The sequence below is a fragment of the Desulfovibrio sp. ZJ200 genome (genome assembly GCF_011039095.1).
Lineage (GTDB): Bacteria > Desulfobacterota > Desulfovibrionia > Desulfovibrionales > Desulfovibrionaceae > Desulfovibrio.
This window is the reverse complement of record NZ_JAAKEH010000005.1, coordinates 82,846-103,615: the sequence shown is the minus strand read 5'-3', so window position 1 is coordinate 103,615 and position 20,770 is coordinate 82,846. Positions and strand designations below refer to the sequence as shown.

The 20,770-nt window shown below is 57.6% G+C and carries 22 protein-coding genes; 4 read left to right on the top strand and 18 right to left on the bottom strand.

Annotation, left to right across the window (positions count from 1 at the left end):
* The 3 genes from G7Y52_RS02940 to G7Y52_RS02930 form a co-directional block, all read right to left on the bottom strand.
* Positions 1-230, bottom strand: a 230-nt coding sequence (locus G7Y52_RS02940; RefSeq protein ID WP_165065509.1) for a helix-turn-helix domain-containing protein, incomplete at its 3' end; no start/stop codon positions are given.
* 242 nt (positions 231-472) lie between these two features.
* A complete protein-coding gene (lolA, locus tag G7Y52_RS02935) occupies positions 473-1,153 on the bottom strand; it encodes an outer membrane lipoprotein chaperone LolA (protein WP_165065782.1) in 681 nt (226 codons plus the stop codon).
* Positions 1,154-1,178: 25 nt separating this feature from the next.
* A complete protein-coding gene (locus G7Y52_RS02930) occupies positions 1,179-3,512 on the bottom strand; it encodes a DNA translocase FtsK (RefSeq protein ID WP_241159569.1) in 2,334 nt (777 codons plus the stop codon).
* On the opposite strand from G7Y52_RS02930, the gene G7Y52_RS15195 reads away from it, so the two are divergent.
* Complete coding sequence (locus G7Y52_RS15195; RefSeq protein ID WP_241159570.1) at positions 3,447-3,635, top strand: hypothetical protein; 189 nt, start codon at positions 3,447-3,449, stop codon at positions 3,633-3,635. The two genes, G7Y52_RS02930 and G7Y52_RS15195, sit on opposite strands and share 66 nt — an antisense overlap.
* A gap of 378 nt (positions 3,636-4,013) precedes the next feature.
* Here the strand turns inward: G7Y52_RS15195 and efp are convergent, their stop codons facing one another.
* On the bottom strand, positions 4,014-4,571 hold the full coding sequence (gene efp, locus G7Y52_RS02925; protein WP_165065779.1) for an elongation factor P: 558 nt from the start codon (positions 4,569-4,571) through the stop codon (positions 4,014-4,016).
* Between the two features lie 193 nt (positions 4,572-4,764).
* On the opposite strand from efp, the gene yihA reads away from it, so the two are divergent.
* The gene (yihA, locus tag G7Y52_RS02920) at positions 4,765-5,391 is read left to right on the top strand and encodes a ribosome biogenesis GTP-binding protein YihA/YsxC (protein ID WP_165065803.1); all 627 of its coding nucleotides are present in this window, start codon (positions 4,765-4,767) and stop codon (positions 5,389-5,391) included.
* Positions 5,392-5,394: 3 nt separating this feature from the next.
* On the opposite strand, the gene G7Y52_RS02915 is transcribed toward yihA, so the two are convergent.
* Positions 5,395-6,858: a cation diffusion facilitator family transporter gene (locus G7Y52_RS02915; RefSeq protein WP_165065774.1), complete on the bottom strand. Its 1,464-nt coding sequence runs from the start codon at positions 6,856-6,858 to the stop codon at positions 5,395-5,397.
* A 62-nt stretch (positions 6,859-6,920) separates the two neighbouring features.
* Between G7Y52_RS02915 and G7Y52_RS02910 the strand changes: the two genes are divergently transcribed.
* The gene (locus G7Y52_RS02910) at positions 6,921-7,292 is read left to right on the top strand and encodes a hypothetical protein (protein WP_165065771.1); all 372 of its coding nucleotides are present in this window, start codon (positions 6,921-6,923) and stop codon (positions 7,290-7,292) included.
* Positions 7,293-7,742: 450 nt separating this feature from the next.
* Here G7Y52_RS02910 and G7Y52_RS02905 read toward each other — a convergent pair whose 3' ends face one another.
* From G7Y52_RS02905 to G7Y52_RS02850, 12 genes are all read right to left on the bottom strand, one after another.
* Positions 7,743-8,474: an outer membrane protein assembly factor BamD gene (locus G7Y52_RS02905; protein ID WP_165065769.1), complete on the bottom strand. Its 732-nt coding sequence runs from the start codon at positions 8,472-8,474 to the stop codon at positions 7,743-7,745.
* A 588-nt stretch (positions 8,475-9,062) separates the two neighbouring features.
* The gene (gene trxB, locus G7Y52_RS02900) at positions 9,063-9,989 is read right to left on the bottom strand and encodes a thioredoxin-disulfide reductase (RefSeq protein WP_165065766.1); all 927 of its coding nucleotides are present in this window, start codon (positions 9,987-9,989) and stop codon (positions 9,063-9,065) included.
* The gene (gene trxA, locus G7Y52_RS02895; RefSeq protein WP_165065763.1) at positions 9,986-10,309 is read right to left on the bottom strand and encodes a thioredoxin; all 324 of its coding nucleotides are present in this window, start codon (positions 10,307-10,309) and stop codon (positions 9,986-9,988) included. The genes trxB and trxA overlap by 4 nt, the downstream gene beginning before the upstream one ends.
* Before the next feature lie 341 nt (positions 10,310-10,650).
* Positions 10,651-11,736: a tRNA (adenosine(37)-N6)-threonylcarbamoyltransferase complex transferase subunit TsaD gene (gene tsaD / locus G7Y52_RS02890; RefSeq protein WP_165065760.1), complete on the bottom strand. Its 1,086-nt coding sequence runs from the start codon at positions 11,734-11,736 to the stop codon at positions 10,651-10,653.
* A gap of 89 nt (positions 11,737-11,825) precedes the next feature.
* The gene (gene fbp / locus G7Y52_RS02885) at positions 11,826-12,833 is read right to left on the bottom strand and encodes a class 1 fructose-bisphosphatase (RefSeq protein WP_165065757.1); all 1,008 of its coding nucleotides are present in this window, start codon (positions 12,831-12,833) and stop codon (positions 11,826-11,828) included.
* Positions 12,834-12,933: 100 nt separating this feature from the next.
* Positions 12,934-14,430: a hypothetical protein gene (locus tag G7Y52_RS02880; RefSeq protein WP_165065754.1), complete on the bottom strand. Its 1,497-nt coding sequence runs from the start codon at positions 14,428-14,430 to the stop codon at positions 12,934-12,936.
* Positions 14,431-14,612: 182 nt separating this feature from the next.
* The gene (locus G7Y52_RS02875) at positions 14,613-15,776 is read right to left on the bottom strand and encodes a hypothetical protein (RefSeq protein ID WP_165065751.1); all 1,164 of its coding nucleotides are present in this window, start codon (positions 15,774-15,776) and stop codon (positions 14,613-14,615) included.
* Complete coding sequence (locus tag G7Y52_RS02870; protein ID WP_165065748.1) at positions 15,760-16,086, bottom strand: septum formation initiator family protein; 327 nt, start codon at positions 16,084-16,086, stop codon at positions 15,760-15,762. Before G7Y52_RS02870 ends, G7Y52_RS02875 begins: the two co-directional genes overlap by 17 nt.
* Positions 16,083-16,337 (bottom strand): hypothetical protein, encoded by a 255-nt coding sequence (locus G7Y52_RS02865; protein ID WP_165065746.1) that lies wholly within the window; start codon positions 16,335-16,337, stop codon positions 16,083-16,085. Before G7Y52_RS02865 ends, G7Y52_RS02870 begins: the two co-directional genes overlap by 4 nt.
* Positions 16,334-16,897, bottom strand: coding sequence for a CDP-diacylglycerol--glycerol-3-phosphate 3-phosphatidyltransferase (gene pgsA, locus G7Y52_RS02860; protein WP_165065743.1), 564 nt, complete (start codon positions 16,895-16,897; stop codon positions 16,334-16,336). The genes G7Y52_RS02865 and pgsA overlap by 4 nt, the downstream gene beginning before the upstream one ends.
* Before the next feature lie 368 nt (positions 16,898-17,265).
* On the bottom strand, positions 17,266-18,180 hold the full coding sequence (locus G7Y52_RS02855) for an Mrp/NBP35 family ATP-binding protein (RefSeq protein WP_165065740.1): 915 nt from the start codon (positions 18,178-18,180) through the stop codon (positions 17,266-17,268).
* Between the two features lie 43 nt (positions 18,181-18,223).
* Complete coding sequence (locus tag G7Y52_RS02850; protein WP_165065799.1) at positions 18,224-18,835, bottom strand: protein-L-isoaspartate(D-aspartate) O-methyltransferase; 612 nt, start codon at positions 18,833-18,835, stop codon at positions 18,224-18,226.
* Positions 18,836-19,063: 228 nt separating this feature from the next.
* On the opposite strand from G7Y52_RS02850, the gene G7Y52_RS02845 reads away from it, so the two are divergent.
* Positions 19,064-20,386, top strand: a complete 1,323-nt coding sequence (locus G7Y52_RS02845; RefSeq protein WP_165065738.1) for a M23 family metallopeptidase — start codon at positions 19,064-19,066, stop codon at positions 20,384-20,386.
* Between the two features lie 30 nt (positions 20,387-20,416).
* On the opposite strand, the gene G7Y52_RS02840 is transcribed toward G7Y52_RS02845, so the two are convergent.
* Positions 20,417-20,710 carry a transcriptional regulator gene (locus G7Y52_RS02840; RefSeq protein ID WP_165065736.1) on the bottom strand — a complete coding sequence of 98 codons (294 nt, stop codon included), beginning with the start codon at positions 20,708-20,710 and terminating at the stop codon, positions 20,417-20,419.
* Positions 20,711-20,770 lie beyond the last annotated feature (60 nt).

The window sequence follows — 20,770 nt, the reverse complement described above, 5'->3', positions numbered from 1 at the left end:
TTTTTATCAAGAAGGGCTTGCAATTCCCGAATCTCCTCGCATGAGAAACAACTTGGGCGATGGCCATTGGGTTTGGCTGATAATCGTTGGTTTTCACGGTAAGCTCTGACCCAATTGCAGATGCTAGCCGGGGTATAACCTAAAATATCTGCCAATTGCCTGGCTGTTGCTTTTCCATCAAGATACGCATGAACAGCCTTGGTTCGGATTTCTTCAGATGCAAATTTCATCTCTGCAATCTAAACGATTTTTAAATAAAATAAAAGTCAAATTGCTCTAGAGCATACTGCTTTTGAAACGCTCGCTCCGGCGCTTCACAGCGCAAGTAAATTTCGCCTGCGTCTCTCTCTACTGTTGTCATCTGTAAGGCGACACAGCCGCCAACGGCTGACGCGCGCGGCGGGCATGGCTTCGCTCTGCCAGAGCGTTGAGCTACTTTCATGAGCAAAACGCCCGAAAAAAACTTCATTCTTTACTTGAACAATTCTTTTTCCGGCACTGCCTGCTCAATGCGATCCTCCACTTCCACGCCTTTGGGCGGCGTAAAGCTGAAATCAGAGGCTTTGGATCGCGTATCCGGTTTAAACTCGGTGAAACGCACGTCATTGATGTTGCCGTAAAAATCCACAATACTGGCCCGGCGGATATACCCGCTCCCCGGCTCCACCCAGATCAGCGCTTCCACCATTTGCGGCGCGGGTTCCTTGGGATAAAGACGCAATTTGGCAAGTCCGTTTTCCAGGCCCTCATCCTTGACCTCAAAGTCCTGGGTCAAAACCGCCTGCCCGGTAATGACCTGGATGATGCTGCGCGAATCCTGCGCCAGGCTGGGCGGGTACCGGTACGCCACCTCTTCATCCGGCAGGTAATCCCAGATTTCCCTGGCCGTCACCACCAGGGTTTCGGCATGCGGTTTGGCCGTCTGCCAACGGATCAGCAATGGCTTTTGAAACAGGAGCGTGCCTTGCCGTTTTTCCACGGAGCCGCTTTCCTTGTGGGTCAGGGTTTGCTCAAACGAGGCGGAAAAAGATTGCAATTTTTCATACCGTTGCTGAATGAGGCCGGTCAGATCCGACGCCAGGGCCGGGACCGACGCGCAGAGCAAGGCGCAAAAAAGTGTTCCGGCAGTGCTGATTCTGCAAAAATTGCGCATGCTACCTCCAGAATAACGCGGCAACTTACCGGACAACGGGCCGCGGCTTGCTGCCGTCGGCCGGTCCGATGATACCGTCTTGTTCCAGTTGTTCCACAAGGCGGGCGGCGCGGTTGAAACCGATTTTGAAGCGGCGCTGTACCAGAGAAATGGAAGCCCGGCCCTGCTCGCTGACAAAAGCCTGCACTTCGGCATACAGGGGATCCTGAGCAGCGTCGCCGGCCCCGCTGCTCTGGCCCGCGCCGCTGCTTTCCACGCCCCACTCGGCAAAATCCACTTTGTACGAGGGGCGCAAGTGCCGCTTCCAGTACGTCACCACGCCCTGCACTTCCTCGTCGCTCAAAAACGGACCGTGCAAACGCTGCAAACGACCGCCGCTGGGCTTGAACAGCATATCTCCCCTGCCCAGCAGGTGCTCGGCGCCGACCTGATCCAAAATAGTGCGCGAATCATGTTTGGATGTGACCTGAAAAGAAATGCGGCAGGGGAAATTGGCCTTGATCAGGCCAGTGACCACATCCACGCTGGGGCGCTGCGTGGCCAGAATCAAGTGAATGCCGGCGGCGCGCGCCAACTGGGCCAGGCGCACGATGCTGGTTTCCACTTCGCGGGCCGCGGTCATCATCAGATCCGCCAGTTCGTCAATGACAATGACAAGATACGGCAAGGGTTCCAGATCCGCAAAGTCGGGCGGCAGATCATTTTTAAAGGCCGCCAGCTTCTGATTGAAGCCTGCCACATTGCGCACGCCAAGACGCGCCATGGCTTCATAGCGGCGGTCCATTTCGTGCACCGCCCAATCCAGCGCATTTTTGGCCTCATTCATTTCCGTGACCACAGGATGCACCAGATGCGGCTCATCGGCATAGACCGCCATTTCTATGCGCTTGGGATCAACCAGCAAAAGCTGCATATCCTCCGGCTGCGTCCGATAGAGCAGGCTGATCAGAATACCGTTCAGGCAGACGCTCTTGCCCGCGCCCGTGGCTCCGGCCACCAGCAAATGCGGCATGCGGGTGAGATCGGCCATAAAGGGCTTGCCTGCAATATCCTTGCCCAGAATCATGGTCAACGGGCCGCAGCCCTTGCGAAAAGCCTCACAGGCGGCCAGTTCCCTGAAGTTGACAATTTCCCGATTGTCATTGGGTATTTCAATCCCCACTGTGTCCGAGCCGGGAATGGGCGCTTGAATGCGCACGGCCATGGCCTTCAGGGCCAGGGCAAGATCGTCGCTCAGGTTGGCGATGCGGCTTACCCGGATGCCCGGGGCCGGGCGCACCTCATACATGGTCACCACCGGCCCCGGCGTGATCCGCACCAGCTCGCCCTGAATGTCAAAATCCTTGAGGCAGGCCATCAGGGTCCTGCCTTTGCCTTCGCGATCTTCACGGCCTTGACCGTGCGGCGTTTTGGCGGGCGGCGCAAGCAGTTCCAGGCCCGGCAACGGCACAGGAGCCTTTTTGCCCATGGCAGCGGAAATCAGTTTCTCCCATACCGGTTTTTTCGCATCACGCTGATGATCCTTTTCAACACCGCCGTCCACCGGCATTTCCTGCCTGGGCGTGGCTAAAGCCTGCTCTTTGTTTTCAATCGGTTCCGGAGCAGCCTCATCCCCGGAATGCGCCGCCATGTCGCCCAGATCCTCGGTCTGGGCAAAAGGCTCGTCATTGTCTTCGCCCGACTGTGCTTGCTTTGCCTTTGGAGCTCGCGGCGCAGCTTTTTTTTCATTATCATAGACTTCGGGCAGGGCATCAACGGCGGGGCGGATGCCGCCGAGCGCATCCCGCCATTGGGCCAGGCGGGTCAGAAAGCTCCATTGCGGCAAACGTAATGGGGGCAGGCGCCATTTTTTGCGCCCCTCCTGATCGCTCACAGCCGCGTTTTCGGCATTGAGCCTGGCGCTCAGCCAATGACCAAAGCGCCCGGCCAGGCTGAACCAGGAGATATTGCAGGCCAGTTGCAGACCGACCAGCAGGACAAACACCCACAGCAAGGCAGAGCCGCCGGGGCTTAAATAAAGGCTGGCGTTGTTATGCAGGGCGTTGCCTACCATGCCGCCGCCCCAGAGATCGCCCAGAGAAATATCCCAGGCTGCGCCTATGACAAGCAGACAGACAGTCAGGAGAAAAAAACCGCACCAACGCCACCAGTGCATTGCGTAGGCCGGGGAGACATAGGCGGCGCCCAGCGCTCCGAAAACCAGCGGCCAGAGCAAGGCGGCCACTCCGAAAACATCATTGAGAAAACCTGCCGCGTAAGCGCCGAACAGGCCTGCCTTGTTCTGCACATCCGCATGTCCGCTGACTACATGATTAAAGCTTGGATCATTGGCGTCAAAGCTGAGCAGGCTGAGCAGCAAAAGCAAAGCCCAGAAGAGAAGAAAAAGGCCGAACAGCTCCCGGCCGAATTTGTGGGCGTCCGTAAGACTAACCTCCCGGACAGAGCAAGGGCTTTGCTGCCTGCTCCGTTCGAAAGTGGATAAAAACGCCGGGCTCTGTTTTCCCTGTCCTCTGTTTTTTGCCGACAAGCAAGGACAAAGGCAGCAAAGCCGACCGTTGCACTCCCTGCATTGCGGATTGAGCAGAGGGTTGAGCAGCGGCATCCGACAAGAAACAAATCCCCAAAGCCGCCCCTGGGAAGGGAAAGAAAGAAGCGCGGCGCACAGCACGAACTGAAACCGTACTGCCCCCTTCCCTGCTCAAGCCCCGGGCCTGTTCGGACACAGTACCAGGAAGAGCGGCGCCCATTTCCTGCGCACTGGCTCGCGCATTTGATCCGGTCAGCAAAGGAATGCCGGGGGAAGTCGGGAACATATCGCGGCAGCAAGTCACAGGAACTGCCACGCTGCAAACGCCTGCTCTCATTCCCTGCCCAGATACTCCCTGGTGCGCGTGTCCACTTTGATTCTGTCGCCGGTATTGACAAAGATGGGCACCTGGACCATGAGGCCGGTTTCAAGCTTGGCCGGTTTGGTGACATTGCTCACCGTATCGCCCTTGACGCCCGGTTCGGTTTCCGTGACTTCCAGCACCAGGGTCAGCGGGATATCAATATCCAAAGGAGAGCTTTTGTAAAGCAGCACGCGGCACTCCTGCCCGTCTTTGAGAAAGCCCTCTTTGCCGCCGGTGGAAGCGACGGCCATCTGCAACTGCTCGTAGGTTGTCATGTCCATGAAAATAAGCTCGTCATCCTGCCGATAAAGAAACTGCATGTCGCGCGTTTCCAGATCCGGCTTCCCCACCTTGTCGCCGGAACGAAATGTTATGTCCTGCATACGCCCCGTCAGAATATTGCGCAGCTTGGTGCGAACCATGGCGCCGCCTTTGCCGGGCTTGAAATGCTGAAAATCCACTATTTCGTAAGGCGTGCCTTCCACTTCTATCTTAAGGCCCTTGCGAAAATCTGTGGTCGAATACATGCTTTCCTCCTGCATGAAGCCGCATGCCCGGTAGTGGCCGAAAAGCTCGCCCTTCATTTGCCAAACAAGGCTGGAGCGGCTACTCTGCGCCGAAAGTTAGGTTGTGTGAGAGCAGAATCCCGAATTAAAAATATTCGATGAAAAGCGCCTTGTTGTCAAGATATAATAATAAAGTAAAACATGAGGTTTTATGATCACCGTCAGTCTCACGCTGGAAACCACGGCCTATACATTGGATCAGCTGATTTCCCGGCCAGAGCCGCAGCTTGCCCTTGCAGGGCGCTCCAATGTGGGCAAGTCATCACTGATCAACGCGCTCGCCGGACGAAAAAAACTGGCCAAAGTCAGCTCAACGCCCGGCAAGACGCGATCCGTCAACTTTTACAAGGTGGAGCCCCATGACTTCTATCTTGTGGATCTTCCGGGCTACGGCTATGCCCGCGCAAGCCATGCGGAGCGGCAGAAATGGGCGCGCCTGTTGGAACACTATCTGGCGGACTGCAAGAAGCTCAGGGCTCTTGTTCTTTTGTTGGACTGCCGTCTGCCGCCGCAGAAAATAGATCTGGAGCTGGCCTCGTTTGCCCGCCAGTGCCGCCTGCCCCTGCTGCCCGTTCTGACCAAGGCTGATAAATGCAAGCAGCAGGAACGCGCCTTGCGGCAAAAGCAATGGCAGAATCTGCTGGGCGTAAGGCCCGTGGTGACTTCGGCCGAAAGCCGCTTGGGCATGGAGCAACTCTGGCGGGCATTGGCCGCTGCTGCGGAAGCGGCGCCTGAAGCGCGGCAAAGCACTCCGGCAAGCGAAAAAAAGCCGGAAGAGTAACCTTCAGCGGGCTGCCTCTTCCTTGCCCGCCGCAGCTTGCCGCGGCTCCATGTGCACGATAATTCGTGCCAGAAACGGCACTGCGGCGCGGAGCTGCTTTTCCAGCCTGAGGCAGACAGTATGCGCCTCCTGGACGCTCAACTTGCCGTCGATATTGCAATGAAAAGAAATGCAGATGCCCTGCTCCGGCAATTCATATATGGAAAATTTATGCGGATTGTCAGCCAGGGGCTCGCTGGCCACAATGGATTGAACCTGCTTCCAGGCCAGCTCATAGAAAGGCACGGAAACAGCGGCCCCGGCGCACAGCACGCTGGCTGCGCCTTCCGGCTCCATGTGGCTCACGACCTCAACGCCCGGCAGAGCGCGGCGCAAATCCTGCTCAAAAGCCTGTACGCGCGCATACCCTTTGGCAAAGGGCAATACGCCGGGCAGTTCCACATGCAGCTCAATATGATCGAATTCGCCGCCGCGCAGCACATGCACATTATGCGTCGCCAAACCGTGTTCCGAGGCGATGAGCTGCACCAGGACAAAAGGATTGTCGCTCCGCTGTGAGCCGTTGCTCAACGGTTCCACATGCACGCTCACGTCCGATCCCGGCAAAACCGCTGCCACGGCCTGTTCCGCCTCATGGGCCAGTCTGTGCCCGTCACTGACGCGGATGCCCGGGGCCACTCCCACGGTCAGTTCTACAAAGCTTTGCGGTCCGCTGCTGCGCAAACGCACGCGGCGCACCGCGGTTATGCCCGGAACCTGTTTGACGGCGGCGACCACGTCTTTTTGCTCTTTCGCAGAGCCCGAATCCATGAGCGCGTTAACGGCTGCGCAGGCCATGCTCAGGCTGGCCCGGAAAATAATCAGAGCCACCAGCAAGGCCGCCACCGTATCGGCCTGGGTCAGCACTCTGTACAGGGGCTCGGGCAATTGCAGGGTTGACGCCAGCCAAACGGCCAGCACGCCCACCAGAACCACCACGGAAGAAAGAATATCCGTGGAAAAGTGCAGGGCATCAGCTTCCAGGGCCTGACTTTTATACTGCCGGGCAACACGTCGCAAAATGCGCACGCGGTTGACGTCAACGGCCACGGAGATTGCCATGACGCCAACGCCCCACAGGGATGGCGTCACCGGACTGGCCCCCTCCATCAGGCGTCGCACGCCTTCGTAAACCACCCAGATACAGGTCAAAAACAACAGGAGAGTCTCGCCCAGCGCGGAAAGATTTTCGATCTTGCCGTGGCCGTAGGGATGACGGCTGTCCGGCGGCAGCGCTGAAATCCGCACTGCCATCAGGGTCATGCCTGCGGCAAGCAGATCAAGGCCGCTGTGCAAGGCTTCGGAGAGAATGCCCAGACTGTTGGTGTGCAAGCCGACTGCCAGCTTGAGCGCGGTCAAGGCAAAAGCGGCGACCAGCGAAGCAAGTGCCGCCCTGTGCTTTTCGGTTGTAGCGTCAGGAACCGTCATGGGCTTTCTCCCGCGAGTCCAAGTAAAAAAGCCCCGGAAGGAGCCCAGCACTTATTTCAACTTTGTATATCCCGGTTTTCAGCGGCGCTGATAAGCATTTTTGGCGCCGGCTGCATCCGGAGGGTGCGTCCTGCATCCCTGAAAAGTTCTACGTTGAAATTCTGTGCGGGATCACGCGCTATTCCACCGTCAACCACAGGGCACAGCCCTGCTCGGAAGCAATCAATATGCGGTTCGTTGCAGGCTGTGAGCAAGCACAAAGGTCAGATTTTGCCACAGCCGCTGTGAAGCTCTTGTCGCGGTTTGCGAACGTGGTAAGCGACAGCATCGACAGAGACTGCAAACATCGGAACATAGAGCATTTTGCTTTTGAAATTATTCAATTTCAAAAGCGGCGCTGCCATCATTTTCCCGCAAGCGGGACAAGCGCCTGAAAAGCGTGGTTTTCAGGCTCATTGCTTCAGCCGTTGCGACGAAGGAAGCTACGGATGAAGACAGCAACTGGTTACTGCGACAGCCAGCCAACGCAACCGCTGTCGCTATCCGTAAGCAAGCAAAGCTTGCTAACGGCTACCGCCGGCGCGGGCGTCCGCTCCCGCGGCCGCCAGAGCGGTTGCCGTTTGCAACAGCAAACCGCTCTAGAAAAATCTCAGCGGCTGAAGCACAATCGCGCGTTTAGAGCGTTTTGCTCATGAAAGCAGCAAAACGCTCCAGCCTTCGCTGCGGCAGTGGCATACGGATACCCGCAACGATTCCTTTGGACAAAGCTCAGTGCAAGCCAACTGCTGTTTTTCTCCGTACGGCTCGCCGAGCTCGCCTGCGGCCAAAGCAAAAGCGTAGTGTCAGCAGGTCCTGGAGACAGTCTCTGCGCTCATATATCGGAATTACAGCCAGGTAAACCACTGCCGCCAGGTCCCCTGCCGCTTTTCACGCACTTGGGCCCCTTGCTCTTCACGATAGTAATGATACGAGGCAAGGCCTTTTTCTTTGGCGTGATCCGCAACTTCAGGCACATCTTTAAAGTTTTCCACGATAAACTCATAGCGTCGCCAGGCCGGGCCGTATTTTTTCATGTGCCAGAACACGTCAGCTATGTACAGCTCATGCTCAGCCATCAGTTTGCGGCAGGTGAGCATATGTTCTTCCGCGCTCTTGGCATACGGAGAATCCGGATAGGTCTGGCGCAGGCGGTTGAAATAATCATAGGCTTCCTGCAAGCCCGTCGTGGCCCTGTCAATGGAGCGGAATTGTTTCAAGAGAGACATGCCCGTCTGATAAAGCACATAGGGAATAGCTTCGTGACGAGGATGCAGCGACTCGAAATCTTTATAGCTTTCAGCGGCCAGCTCATACTCTTCATCCAAAAAGTAGGCGTCGCCAAGGGAAAGCTCGGCATCAATGGTATAGGGGCTAAAAGGATAGGCATCACGCAACTTATTATACAACTCCACGGCGCGCACATAATTCTTCTCGCTCATGGCGTCATTGCCGGCTTCAAAAATCTCTTGCGCGGTATCTTCAGCAGGCGGCAGATAAATCATGTCGATAATGCCGCAACCGGAAAACGCGAACATGCTGATGACAAGCAGGAGCGAGCGAAGCAGTTTTTTATGCATGGAGCTGTTCCAAAAAGGCAAAACAGATTGAATGCAAAATCGCTGAAGCGATCCTGCGAGCCAAAACCGCGAAGGCTCTCGCGGCTCTTCCCACGCCGATGCCGGTCTTTTGAGCGCCGACACGCGATGTGGCCTGGATGCCGCAGAGGCCAGTGCGGCTGAGAGGCGCAAAAGCCGCTCAGGCCGCCGATTATGTCCAAACGTATCAGGTAAACGCACTCCGCTGGAGGTACCCTTCCAGCCAATGGGCAGCCCCTGCCCATTCTGAAGCATAGTGCTTTTGAAACGCTCGCTCCGGCGCATAACGGCGCAAGTAACTTTCCTCTGCTGTCGTCATCCGTAAGGCGGCACAGCCGCCAACGGCTGACGCGCGCGGCGGGCATGGCTTCGCCCTGCCAGAGCGTTGAGCTGCTTTCAAAACGCTCTAACTTGAAAAATACTGCACACCCTTTGAAAAGAATGGGGCAAAGCACGCCAAGCGTCTTGCCTTTCGTCTCGCACGGTCAAAATCTGAAAATTTTATCCGGCAGCCCAGTGCAGATTGTTCTTCAAAAAACGAAGAAACGCGGCACATTGAAAAAAATCCATTCAGGGATGAAGCTGCTCCAAAAAGATAAAGGCCGCTTGGGCCGCTGTCGCCCCATCGCCAGCGGCGGTAATAACCTGTCGGCAAAGTTTTGAGCGGATATCGCCTGCTGCGAATATGCCGGGAATATTGGTGCGCATTTCCGTATCCGTCACAAGAAAGCCCTGGGCATCCCGCTCCAGCGCCTCGGGCAGAAATTCCGTGGCAGGCGTGAGGCCCACATAGATAAAAAGGCCATCAAGGGGCAACTGTCTCTCTTCACCGGTTTGAACATTCTGAAGAGTGAGGCCGGTCAGCTCGGTATCGCCGTTCAGGCGAGTGATAATGGTGTTCCGCAGAATCTCGACCTTCTCCGGCATGCCTTCCAGCCTGTCAAGATAGACTTTAAGGCCCCTGAATCCTTCGCGTCGATGAATCAGATATACTTTGCCCGCAATGTTGGAGAGGTACAGAGATTCCTCCAGAGCCGCGTTGCCCCCGCCGACGACAGCCACGGCCTGATCCCGAAAAAAATTTCCGTCGCAGAGAGCACAGTACGAAACGCCATGCCCGAGCAACTTGTCTTCATTTTCAAGGCCCAGGGGACGATGACGCGCGCCAGAACAGACCAGGACGGTTTTGCAGGCATATACCTCGCCGCTGGCGCGCACATTGAACTGGCCCGCCGTGCCGGAAACGGATTCCACGGCGCCGGTGGGCCGTTCAATGTCAAGGCCGTCCAGATGGGCGGCAAAGAGATCCGCCAGCTCATATCCCTTGATGCCTTTGGGGTAGCCGGGGTAATTCTCAAGGGATTCCGTTGAAAGCACCTGCCCTCCGGGGCTCAGTTGCTCAAACAGGAGCACGGAGCAGCCGGAGCGCGCAAGATATAAGGCAGCCGTAATGCCGGCAGGCCCGCTGCCAATGACAACGGCGTCAAATACCTTCATGCCAGGGCCTTTGAATCGAGCAATTCTTTCATGGCCGCCTTGGTGACGGCGCCGGTGATTTGTTCCACAGTTTCACCGTTTTTAAACAACACCAAAGTGGGAATGGCGCGAATGCCGAATTTGGTAGGCGTGGCGGGATTTTCATCAACATTCATCTTCACGATGCGAACTTTGCCGTCGTATTCTTTGGAAAGCTCATCAATGATCGGACCCACCGCGCGGCAGGGGCCGCACCAGGGAGCCCAGAAGTCGAGAAGAACCGGCAGTTCGGATTTGAGCACGACATTTTCAAAGGTAGCGTCAGTTACCTGTTCAGCCATTGGGACATCTCCTTGCTTTTCTTGGCGTCACGTTTCAGGCGTCGATACGCCTGCAACGGCGGGACGCTCATTGTGCAGGCGGCAGCCGGCAAGGCAGCGACCGTTGCCGTATGTACTGAGAGTAGATTCCAAACGCTTCAGTGTCAAGATAATCTGCGCCTTTCAGCAGGGCTGACGCATCTTATGCGGCAGCCCTGGCGGCGATGCGAGAGCATCGCCCGAAGCCGCAGGCTTCGTGGGAGCGAAGTGCGGCTCCGCCGCCGTAGCGGCTCTTACCAGCGTTTATGATAACACAGCAAAATTATTGCGCTTAATCTTTAGATGCATCTGCCCTGCGCCTTTCAGTCGGTTTGCAGCTTTGAGGCGCAGGAGGCCGCGCAAAACATATCATCCGGGATGCGTCTGCCGCGGGGGATAGTCTCCATCCGCAAATCATGACGATAACCGGCACTGCCGAGCAGCCAGCCGGCATAGGCGATCATGGCGGCATTATCGGTACAGAGAGCGCGGCTCGGCATAAGGGCGTCACCTCCCCTCTCCCGCATCAGCTCTGTCATGCGCTTTCGCAAAAGGCTGTTGGAAGCGACGCCTCCGGCCACCAGAAGCCTGCGCAAGTCCGGATGGCGCTTCAAGGCACGCTCCACTTTTGCGCAAAGCGTCTCCACCACTGCGGCATTGAAGGAGGCGCAACAATTTCTCAAGGATTCCGGCGCGTCTTCAATCCGCCGCAGAGGGCGCGGCCACTGCGCGGAGCCGAAATTCCGCTCAATATACGCGGCGGCTGCCGTTTTCAGGCCGCTGAAACTGAAATCCAGGTTGTCATTGTCAAGGTAAGGGCGAGGGAAAAGCCCGGGAGAGGCCACACCGGCCCTCGCCAACGCGTCCATCAACTGACCGCCGGGATACGCCAATCCCAGAAGTTTGCCCACTTTATCAAAGGCCTCGCCCGCGGCATCATCCAGCGTGCGGCCCAACTGCAGGCAGCGCCAGGGCGACTCCAGGCGGTAAAGATGGGTGTGCCCGCCGGAAACCAGCAGCCCCAGGGCCGGAAAGGTCAGATCGCGTTCCAGCCCAACGGCCAGCAAATGCGCATGCAAATGATTGACGCCAAGAAAGGACGCGCCCAAGCCCAAAGCCAATGTTTTTGCAAAGGCCACGCCCACCAGCAGGCTGCCCAGCAAACCCGGACCGCGCGCGACAGCCACGAGATCGATACTGTCCGGTTCTGTGCCGCAACGCTGCATAAGCTCGTCAAAAAGAGGCCCCAGATAGCGATAATGCTCGCGCGAGGCCAGTTCAGGCACTACCCCCCCGAAAAGCGCATGCACATCGGACTGGCTCGCCAGCACGGAACCCAGCAGGCGTCCGTCCTCCACCAGGGCCAAGGCGGTTTCGTCGCACGAACTTTCAATACCCAGACAAAGCATGGAGCCATCTTCCGGAGTTGAGAGCGAGGCCTGAGCGGGCAGGTCGAAGCAGCCCCATGCCAGGGCGCAACAATCGACGCCAAACCGGTTCAGGCAGTCTTGTGCCTGGCATAGACTTTTTCCACGGCTTCCACGTCTTTGACGGAACCGATAAAAAGAGGAGTGCGGGCATGCAGGCGCTCGGGCCGGAGATCCAGAATCCGGCGCTGGCCGTCGCTGGCCTTGCCTCCCGCCTGTTCCGCCAGAAAAGCAAGCGGTGAGGCCTCGCACATCAAGCGCAACTTGCCGTTGGGCTTGTTGACGTCGGGCGGATACATGTAAATGCCGCCGTAAATCAGGGTACGATGAAAATCCGCAACCAGGGCGCCCACATAGCGGGAGGAATAAAATTTGCCGTCCTGAGTTTCACAACCGTGAAACCACTCCACCGCTTCGCGGGTCGGCGCATCCCAGTTGTTCCTGTAGCCTTCATTGACGGAGTAAATGCCGCCTTGCTCAGGAATGCGCATATTGGGATGGGAAAGCAAAAATTCCCCCACGCCGGGGTCTAATGTAAAGCCGTGCACGCCCTGCCCGGTGCTGAACACCAGCATGGTGGAAGGGCCATATAAAATATAGCCTGCCGCCACCTGATTGCGGCCGGGCTGGAGCACTTCTTCCAGGGCCACCTCGCCCGTGCAGCCTTCCGGTCGCCGCAAAATGGAAAAAATAGTGCCCACATTGATGTTGACGTCAATATTGGATGAGCCGTCCAAGGGATCAAAAATCAGGATATAGTCGCCGCGGGGAAATTCCGGGCTGACGCGGATCAGCTCAGCCTCCTCCTCAGAGCTCATGGCGCACAACGCTCCGCAGCGTTCCATCCGGTAGATCATGATCCGGTTGGCGATTTCATCCAGCTTTTGCACATTTTCGCCTTGCACGTTCACTTCACCCGTGCCGCCCAAAATATCAAGCAGACCGGCCTTGTTGATGCGGCGGGAAATGGTTTTTCCGGAAAGAATAAGATCGTAAAGCAGGCCGGTAAACTGCCCTGTGGCCTGGGGGGTTTGCTTCTGATGGAGAAGAAGGTGCTCGGTAACCGTAACGTCAGCCATGATGACCTCCTTGCTAAGGCAGGAATGCGAGTTTGGAGCCGGCTCAGTAAAGGCTTGCGCCACCCTGACGGGCGGCGCAGGCCAGTATTTCCACGATGCTTCAGTTCCTCGGTCCGAAGGGGCTCGGGCGACCGCCCGGCAGTTGAGCAGGCGGCTCTGCTGCGGGCGCGCTGTCCGTGGTTTTGTTCTCGGACGGTTTTGTTTGCGCAGCAGGCAGCGCGTCCTGATGCTGCGCCGGAGTCTCGGTTTGCTGAGCCGCCGGGGCCTGCTCATTGCGCTGATCGCCGTGATTGGGTTCCCCCCCCTTGGATGCCTCAGCCGGAGCGGTCGTTGCGTCCGTGCGCGGTCCGAATGGACTGGGCCGCTGTATGCCCGGAGCCTCGCGCGCGGGCCCGAAGGGGCTGGGGCGACCGCCGGGCAAGGAGGGCATATCGATATCCGGCACAAGATCCACGCTCGGAGCGCGGCGCGGACGCTGGGGCGCAACGGCCTTGGCGGGACGCCGCACGCGCTCCACCGGCGCATTCTCGCCTGCCAGAGGACGTTCATCCACGCGGGATTTTTCCGCGCCCTTGCCCTTGAGCAACACACTGTCACGGCTGCCCGGCTGGATGTCGTTGGGTGAAGTTCCTCCCGCAGTCCCGGTGGGCGCGCCCAAGGCATTGCCGTCAGATACGCCGCTCCGGGCAGGCGTTCCGAAGGTCTGTCCCTCGGACAAATCGGCTCGGGTCTTCCTCTCGGGCTGGGGCGGCGGCAGTTTTTCCCGTTCCTTGGGAAAGAACGGCAGCCCCTGCGCCACATCGCCGTTGCCTTCAGGGAAGGCGCCTGACTCGGCCACGGCAAAAACCAGGGGCAGATTGCCCAGGTAACGCACCATGTAATAAAAAGTGCCTGTGGCATTGGTGCATGTGCCGGAAGAGCTTTTGGCCACGGTCTCAGACCAGTTCACGCCGGCCAGGGGCGTTGCTGCGAAATCATACTTGCCGGGCCAGAGCAGCGCGTGAGGAGAAAGAATGACCAGATTTTCCGGATTGTCGGAATATTGCATCAGAGCCCGCATATCGAAGTATGCCGCCACAATGCCCAGGAAGTCCACGCCGTCGTAGAGCGGAGCCGCCAGCATGACTTCCGGGCCCAGAGGCGTGTTTTGCACATCGCCGCGCAACGCGCGGCTGTTTTGTTTTTTATCTTCATAAAGAAGGGGTATGAAATCCAGTTCTTTCAGAGAAGTCGCCGGCTCCTGCCCCAGTATGGTGCCGTCATATTTGACGCCCGCAAAACCGTTGATCCAGGGAAAGGCAGTGAAGAAATCGGCGAGCCACTCCTTCGTGGGCGGCTTGTCGGCATTCAGCATGACGCGTTCGAGGCGGCCCAACTCCACGTCGATACCCAGCATGGAAGTCGTCAGCGCCAGAGCGCGGGGGGAAAGATTCCCTTTTTCTTCATAGTCCACGGTGGCCGGAGGGCTGACGTAGGTGTTCCAGAATCCTTTGGTGCTTTTCCAGGCGTTTTTGGTGGGCTGATAGGAACTGCAGCCGGCCGCCAATGCCGCAACGGCTATCAGCAAAAGAAAACAACGCAACAATGATTTTGACACCGTACTCTCCTCTGCTTTAGAGCGGTTTGCTGTTGAAAACGGCAACCGCTCTGGCGGCCGCGGGAGCGGACGCCCGCGCCGAATGAGCCTGAAAACAACGCTTTTCAGGCGGCTTGTCCCGCTTGCGGGGAAATGATGGCAGCGCCGCTTTTGAAATTGAATAATTTCAAAAGCAAAATGCTCTAGCTGTGCGCCCTGGCTTCCACGCGCTCCGCCAACGCCTCAAGCATGCTGATCAGCTTGTCTTTGCCGCTGGCAGACTCCGGCTGGGCCGGGGGCGGCGCCTCATCCGCTTCCTGGGCCGTGCCGAGCCGCGCGCTCAGGGTAGCGATGCGCTGCTGCAGATCGGCAGTCTCCTGAAGGCTGACCGCGGCTGCAGCCAGTTCATAATAAATGTCCAAGGCGCCCCTGATGTCGCCCTGCTCCGCCAGCACTTCCGCCATGGAGCGGGTGCGCAGGGAAAAGCGTTCCTCGGCGTCTTCGGATTCATCGCGGGGGAAGACGGCGCTTTCTGTTCCCGGCCCGGCTTCGGCCTGCTTCTTTACAGCAAAATTCTGCGCCGCGGGATTGGCTTCGGCCTCCTGCCGCACAGCGGCAGAGGTTTCTTCCGGCAAAGGCTCGTCGTCGGCCATGGCCGCAGCGGGATCAAAAGCCGTCTCGCCGCCGTACTCCGGCTCGGGAGCATCAGCAAAGACTGCAACGTCCGTATCCGGCAGGGCGGCCGACGCGCCGGGCGCGCCTTCCAGCGGCAACAACATCTCGTTTTCTTCGCTCTCGGGGAAAGCGAAAAAGCCCTCGCTTTTTACAGATTCAGCTTCCGTACTCCCGGATTGAGGCGCATCTTCAGCGGGTTGCGGCTGTACCGGCGCAATCTGCGCCTCGCCCGCAGCGTTTACCGGCTGGGGCACAGGACGACCGCTTTCCTGCCCGGCGTTTTCTTCCAGAAGGGAGGCAACGCCCCGATCCAGAAGCTCATGCAGCGAGACCGGGCCGCGCAAAAAATTGGCAGCCAGAACGCGCAAGACAGCGGCGGCATCCGGCGATTCTCCCGAAGCCGAAAGGCAAGCGGCCCACGCCTGCCAGAAACCCGCGTAGGCGGCGAACATTGTGCTGAGCTTGTTGACCTGGGCTGTGCAGGCAGGCCGCCGCCCGGTTTTGAACAGGAGTTCAATAAAAAAAAGCCGGGCCTCCAGAAACTCCGAATGCCGCTCCAGCCCGCGCTCCAACACCTCCACTGCCTCGTCGTACCGTTGCTCTTCGGCCAACATCCGGGCAAGGGGGAAAAAAACCTTTGAATTGGGTTCCAGCTCCAGAACTTCTTTATACCATTCAATTTTTTCCGTCATCTTTTACGGCTCCCGATCCGGTCTCGCGCGAATCGCCAAAGAGGTATAACACTTCATTGTCCCGTACATAATGCAGGCGTTGCCGAATCATTTTCTCAACATACTGCCTGTCGGACTGCAACAGGCGAATTTCCTGGCTCAAGGCCAGATTTTCCGTATCAATGTCGGTAAGCTCTTTTTGAAGCTCGGCATACTGCCCTTTGAGCTCGCGGTATTCCACAAGCCCGGTGGGTCCCCAAATCATACGACTGAAAAGCACCACGTTAACCAGGCCCACAGTGACCAGCAAGAAAACCCGCAAGATAATCATTGCAGCGGGTGCTTTTGTTGCGGCCGGCTCTTCGGGGAAAGCCTGAGCTCCGACAAAAAACCGGCTGTGGCGGTTTCAAGCCGCTGCACGTCGTCCTCCGCCAGGTCCATGGCATCCACGCGCTGCAAGCAAGCCTTGAGGGTCGAAAGCTCCTCGTCAAAATGCCGCCCCCAGATCCCGGCGCGCATATCGGGCTCGAGCTCGAGGATAGTCTGAATGCAATTTTTAAGACGCAGTTGCAATGTGCTCATGCTTGATTCTCAGGCTGGGGCTTACCGCAGGTATTACGATAAAAATCATAGCAATAATTGACGCCGGAAATCAGGGCCAGGATCATCGCCACATACAAAAGAACCTCGCCTGTGGGCCAAAGCCGGACCCCAAATATGGGATAATGGAGCATCAAAGGCACTATGGCAAAGATCTGGAGCACGGTTTTGGCCTTGCCGAAGTAGTCCGCCGCCAGCACCACGCCTTCGTCAATGGCCATGGCCCGCAATCCCGTGACCACCAGTTCGCGGCAGACAATCACGATCACCACCCATGCCGGAGCCCAGGCCAGCTTGACGAACATGATCAGCACCGAGCAGATCAGCACCTTGTCGGCCAGAGGATCCAAAAATTTGCCCATGCTGGTGACCATGTTGCCACGTCGCGCAATATATCCGTCAACCCAATCGGTGATGGAAGCGAAGATGAAAGCTAGGGTCGCCAGCACACAGAAGACCGGACCCTGGAAATAAAGCAGAAGTACCACCAGAGGCGCCATAAGAATACGCAACAATGTGATTTTATTGGCAAGGTTAAACATTGTTCCTCTCTGGCGTTCAAAACATTTTTCTGTTTTTCTAGCACAAAAGCACTGCGGAGAAAAGAAGAAATATGCTCCCCTGGACGGGCCTGAGCGTCGTCTCGGGGGAGCATTTGAACGGGAGCCGTGTGCCGGAGCAGGTCGGCGACGGCATGAGAGCGTTTTGCTAATGAAATCAGGGGCAGCCCTCATTAAAACACCGCCCGCGAAAAGCCGAGTTTTTTCGCCCGGCAAGGCGCAAGGCAAACATTGGGCGAAGCTGTATTGAACATACCGCAAGGTCAATGTTGGCCTTGCAACGCCGCCGGACGGAAAAAGGCGGCTTTGCAGCAGGTGGAGTAATGAGGGCTGACCCTGGCTAAACCGCTCTAACGCTGCGAGCCGGCGAGAGATTCCAGGCTGCTGTCCGCGGCTTTGGCAATAGCATCCGCCAGAGCCAGAAAAGCCGTTTTGGCAGGGCCGTCAGCCTCGAGATAAACCACGGGCACCCCGCGATCCGCAGCTACGACAGTAGCCGGATCCAAAGGCACGGCCCCCAGAAACGTGAGCCCATAGCGATTTGCCAGTTCCTCGCCGCCGCCTTTTTTGAAGAGATCGATTTCCTGCCCGCAGTGCGGACAGACCAGGCCGCTCATATTCTCTACCACCCCCAAGACATTGGCGTTGGCATATTGCAGGAAATTCACCGCCTTGCGCACATCTGCCAGAGAAATCTCCTGCGGCGTGGTGACCACCACGCAGAGGGCGTCGGGAATGCTTTTCACCACCGTCATATGCTCGTCGCCGGTTCCAGGGGGCGAGTCGATGAACAGAAAATCAAGTTCGCCCCAATTCACATCCGCCATAAACTGGCGGATGGCGGCGGTTTTTTTGGGCCCGCGCCAGAGTATGGCCTGATCCTTATCCTGCAGCAACGAGTCCATGGAAATGACGGACAAGTTTTCATTGTACGCCGCAGGCAACATTCGACGACCGTCCTGGTCCAGTTCGACCGTGCCGGCAAGACCCAGCAGGTTGGGCACGCTGGGGCCGTGCATGTCCACGTCCAGCACGCCGACCTTGAACCCGCGCCGGGCCAGGGCCGCGGCGGTATTGACCGTCACCGAGCTTTTACCCACGCCGCCCTTGCCGCTCATGACGAAAATCTTGTGGCGAATCTTGCCCAGAGTGGCGGCAATGAGCCGATCCTGCAGGGCCATGGGATCATTGCAGTTGCCGTCGCCGCCGTTGCCCGGGGCGCTTTGGCAGGAGGCAGCGGAAGAACAGGAGGAACAGGAAGACATACGATCTCCTTGCTGGTATGAAAAAAGCTTGCAGCCGCACGGCTTACCAGCCGTGATCGCCCACAAGGTCAACAAAAATGACGGAACCGAGATCCTCGCTGCGGACGTTCCCACGCTCTTTGCGCAGGCGCAGCAGTCGCTGCGTGCGCGGGCGCGCCCCCACGGGGATGAGCATAATGCCCCCCTCATCCAGTTGCTCCACAAGGGGACGGGGAATCTCAGGCCCGCCCGCGGTGACGATAATCCGCTCGAAAGGCGCGGCGTCAGGCATGCCCAGAGTTCCGTCGTGCCGTTGCATATGGATACTCCGAAGGCCGAGTTGCCGCAAGAGGGCCCGGGCGCTCTGATAGAGTTCCCGCAATCGCTCCACGGTAAAGACCGTGCAGCCCATAGTGGCCAGCACGGCCGCCTGATAGCCCGAACCGGTGCCGATTTCCAGCACGCGCATGCCCCGTCTGGCTTCAAGCAGTTCAGTCATCAGGGCGACTATATACGGTTGCGAGATGGTCTGGCCGTGGCCGATGGGCAAAGGGGTGTCTTCATACGCCTGAGCCCGCAGAGCTTCCTGCACGAAGAGGTGTCGGGGCACGACCGCCATGGCCGAGAGCACCGCGGGGTTGCTGATGCCCCTGGCCTCAAGTTGCTCGCGCACCATGCGGCGGCGCAGCCTTTTGGGGTCCACCTGAAAAGTCTGCGGGGCCAGGGCGGCGTGAGTATATACGTTACCGTTCTGCATGCTGTGGAACAGAAAACAGATTTTGATCGCCAAGTCAATGCGCCGGAATCGGCCTTGCCGCTTTCGTCAAGAAAATATCAAGACTTTTCCTTGAAAATTGCTTCTCTTTATGCAAACATTTTCGAGCCGGAGAACAAGGAGTCCTCAATGCGCAAAAAAAGTATGTTTTCCAGCTTGTTAGGTTTGCTGGTCATCGCTGCCCTGGTCGCGGGGGGATATACCTTTTTCAAGGATATGGACGGGCCGACCGTGCAGGTTTCGCCCACTACCGGCAGAGTCTCCCCTGCCAGCGTCCTGCAGATCAGAATGAGCGATCCCTCCGGCATTCGCTCCCTTTCCGTTGGTATTCGGAAAAATAATGTGGTTAATGTGATTTTCAAGCGGCATTTTGATGAATATCTGCCCGAGCGCGTGGTGGAGGTTCCGCTTAAAGACGCCAATCTGCGCGAAGGCGCGTTTGATCTGGAAGTGCGCGCCACTGACGGCTCTTTGGCAGGTTTCGGCCAGGGCAATACGCGCACGGTGCAGCTGCCCATGCGGCTGGATACCCAGCCCCCGCGCATTTCCGTCAAAACCCTGCCGCCCTATGTGCGTCGGGGCGGCTCCGCCGTCATCCGGTATGCCATTGACGAGGACGTCAGCACTTCCGGCGTGCTTGTGGCCGGCTACTTTGTGCCCGGTTTTCTGCAAAAAGACGGCAGCTACCTTTGCTTTTTCCCCTTTCCCTATACCATGACGGCCAAGGACTTCAAAAACGCGGTGGAAATCACTGCTACGGATCTGGCCGGGAACCTGACCAAAAGCCGTTTGACGGTCATGGCCTATGAACGCAACTTCAAAAGCGACAGCCTGGAGCTGAGTGACGCCTTTCTCCAGACTGTAGAGAACAAATTGCGTGATCTTGCTCCCAATGCGGCAAATCCTCTGGAATGCTATTTATACATTAACAATCAGGTGCGCGCGGGCAATGCGCAGCGTTTGCGCGAAATAGGCCAGGATACGGCCGCAGCCATGCTCTGGGACGGCGTGTTCCAGCGTTTGCCCCGCTCCGCCGCGCGGGCGGGCTTTGCGGATCACCGCTTCTTTCACTATCAGGGCAAGCTCGTGGGCGAATCCTTCCATCTGGGCTTTGACCTGGCTTCGGTACGCAATGCGGAAGTCCCTGCCGCCAACAGCGGCCGGGTTGTTTTCGTAGGCGACCTGGGCATTTACGGCAATCTGATTGTTATCGATCATGGCCTGGGGCTTATGTCGCTCTACTCCCATTTGAGCGAGCAACTGGTCAAACCCGGCGACGTGGTCAAAAAAAGGCAGACCATCGCGCGCACAGGCAGTACCGGACTGGCCTTTGGCGATCATCTGCATTTCGGCATGCTTGTGGGCGGCATTGAGGTGACGCCCCTGGAATGGATCGATGCCAAATGGATTCGCGACAATATCACGGGCAGGCTTGACGCGTCTGCCAATTAGAGCGTTTGCTCATGAAATTAGCTAAACGCTCTACTCGCGCGGCGGCAACTCCCGGCCGCCTTCTTCCAGGCGTTGTAAAAATTTATCGCGGCAGTCATAGCTGCAAAAGCGGTAGGTTTTGTCGCCGTCACGCACGGAAATATTGCCGTCCACCGAGACATAAGCGCCGCATTCGGGATCTTTCACCATTTCTCCGGCTGCCACTTTCCGCTCCAGATCCGCCGCACTCTCTTCTTTATTAGCTTGTTTTTTTTTAAGAATGTCATTGGCAAAAAGTCGGTAGAGCACGTAAATCGCCAGGAGTAAAATAAGCCATTTCCACATGTTTTGCTCCTTTGGCCGTTGCGGCCCGGGCTGTCAACAAAGACAACGATCCCGCCAGGC

Coding starts and splice junctions, on each gene's coding strand:
- lolA (WP_165065782.1), bottom strand. CDS start 1,153: ATGCGCAATTTTTGCAGAATCAGCACTGCCGGAACACTTTTTTGCGCC.
- G7Y52_RS15195 (WP_241159570.1), top strand. CDS start 3,447: ATGTCCGCTGACTACATGATTAAAGCTTGGATCATTGGCGTCAAAGCT.
- efp (WP_165065779.1), bottom strand. CDS start 4,571: ATGTATTCGACCACAGATTTTCGCAAGGGCCTTAAGATAGAAGTGGAA.
- G7Y52_RS02915 (WP_165065774.1), bottom strand. CDS start 6,858: ATGACGGTTCCTGACGCTACAACCGAAAAGCACAGGGCGGCACTTGCT.
- G7Y52_RS02905 (WP_165065769.1), bottom strand. CDS start 8,474: ATGCATAAAAAACTGCTTCGCTCGCTCCTGCTTGTCATCAGCATGTTC.
- trxB (WP_165065766.1), bottom strand. CDS start 9,989: ATGAAGGTATTTGACGCCGTTGTCATTGGCAGCGGGCCTGCCGGCATT.
- trxA (WP_165065763.1), bottom strand. CDS start 10,309: ATGGCTGAACAGGTAACTGACGCTACCTTTGAAAATGTCGTGCTCAAA.
- tsaD (WP_165065760.1), bottom strand. CDS start 11,736: ATGCTTTGTCTGGGTATTGAAAGTTCGTGCGACGAAACCGCCTTGGCC.
- fbp (WP_165065757.1), bottom strand. CDS start 12,833: ATGGCTGACGTTACGGTTACCGAGCACCTTCTTCTCCATCAGAAGCAA.
- G7Y52_RS02875 (WP_165065751.1), bottom strand. CDS start 15,776: ATGACGGAAAAAATTGAATGGTATAAAGAAGTTCTGGAGCTGGAACCC.
- G7Y52_RS02870 (WP_165065748.1), bottom strand. CDS start 16,086: ATGATTATCTTGCGGGTTTTCTTGCTGGTCACTGTGGGCCTGGTTAAC.
- G7Y52_RS02865 (WP_165065746.1), bottom strand. CDS start 16,337: ATGAGCACATTGCAACTGCGTCTTAAAAATTGCATTCAGACTATCCTC.
- pgsA (WP_165065743.1), bottom strand. CDS start 16,897: ATGTTTAACCTTGCCAATAAAATCACATTGTTGCGTATTCTTATGGCG.
- G7Y52_RS02855 (WP_165065740.1), bottom strand. CDS start 18,180: ATGTCTTCCTGTTCCTCCTGTTCTTCCGCTGCCTCCTGCCAAAGCGCC.
- G7Y52_RS02850 (WP_165065799.1), bottom strand. CDS start 18,835: ATGGTGCGCGAGCAACTTGAGGCCAGGGGCATCAGCAACCCCGCGGTG.
- G7Y52_RS02845 (WP_165065738.1), top strand. CDS start 19,064: ATGCGCAAAAAAAGTATGTTTTCCAGCTTGTTAGGTTTGCTGGTCATC.
- G7Y52_RS02840 (WP_165065736.1), bottom strand. CDS start 20,710: ATGTGGAAATGGCTTATTTTACTCCTGGCGATTTACGTGCTCTACCGA.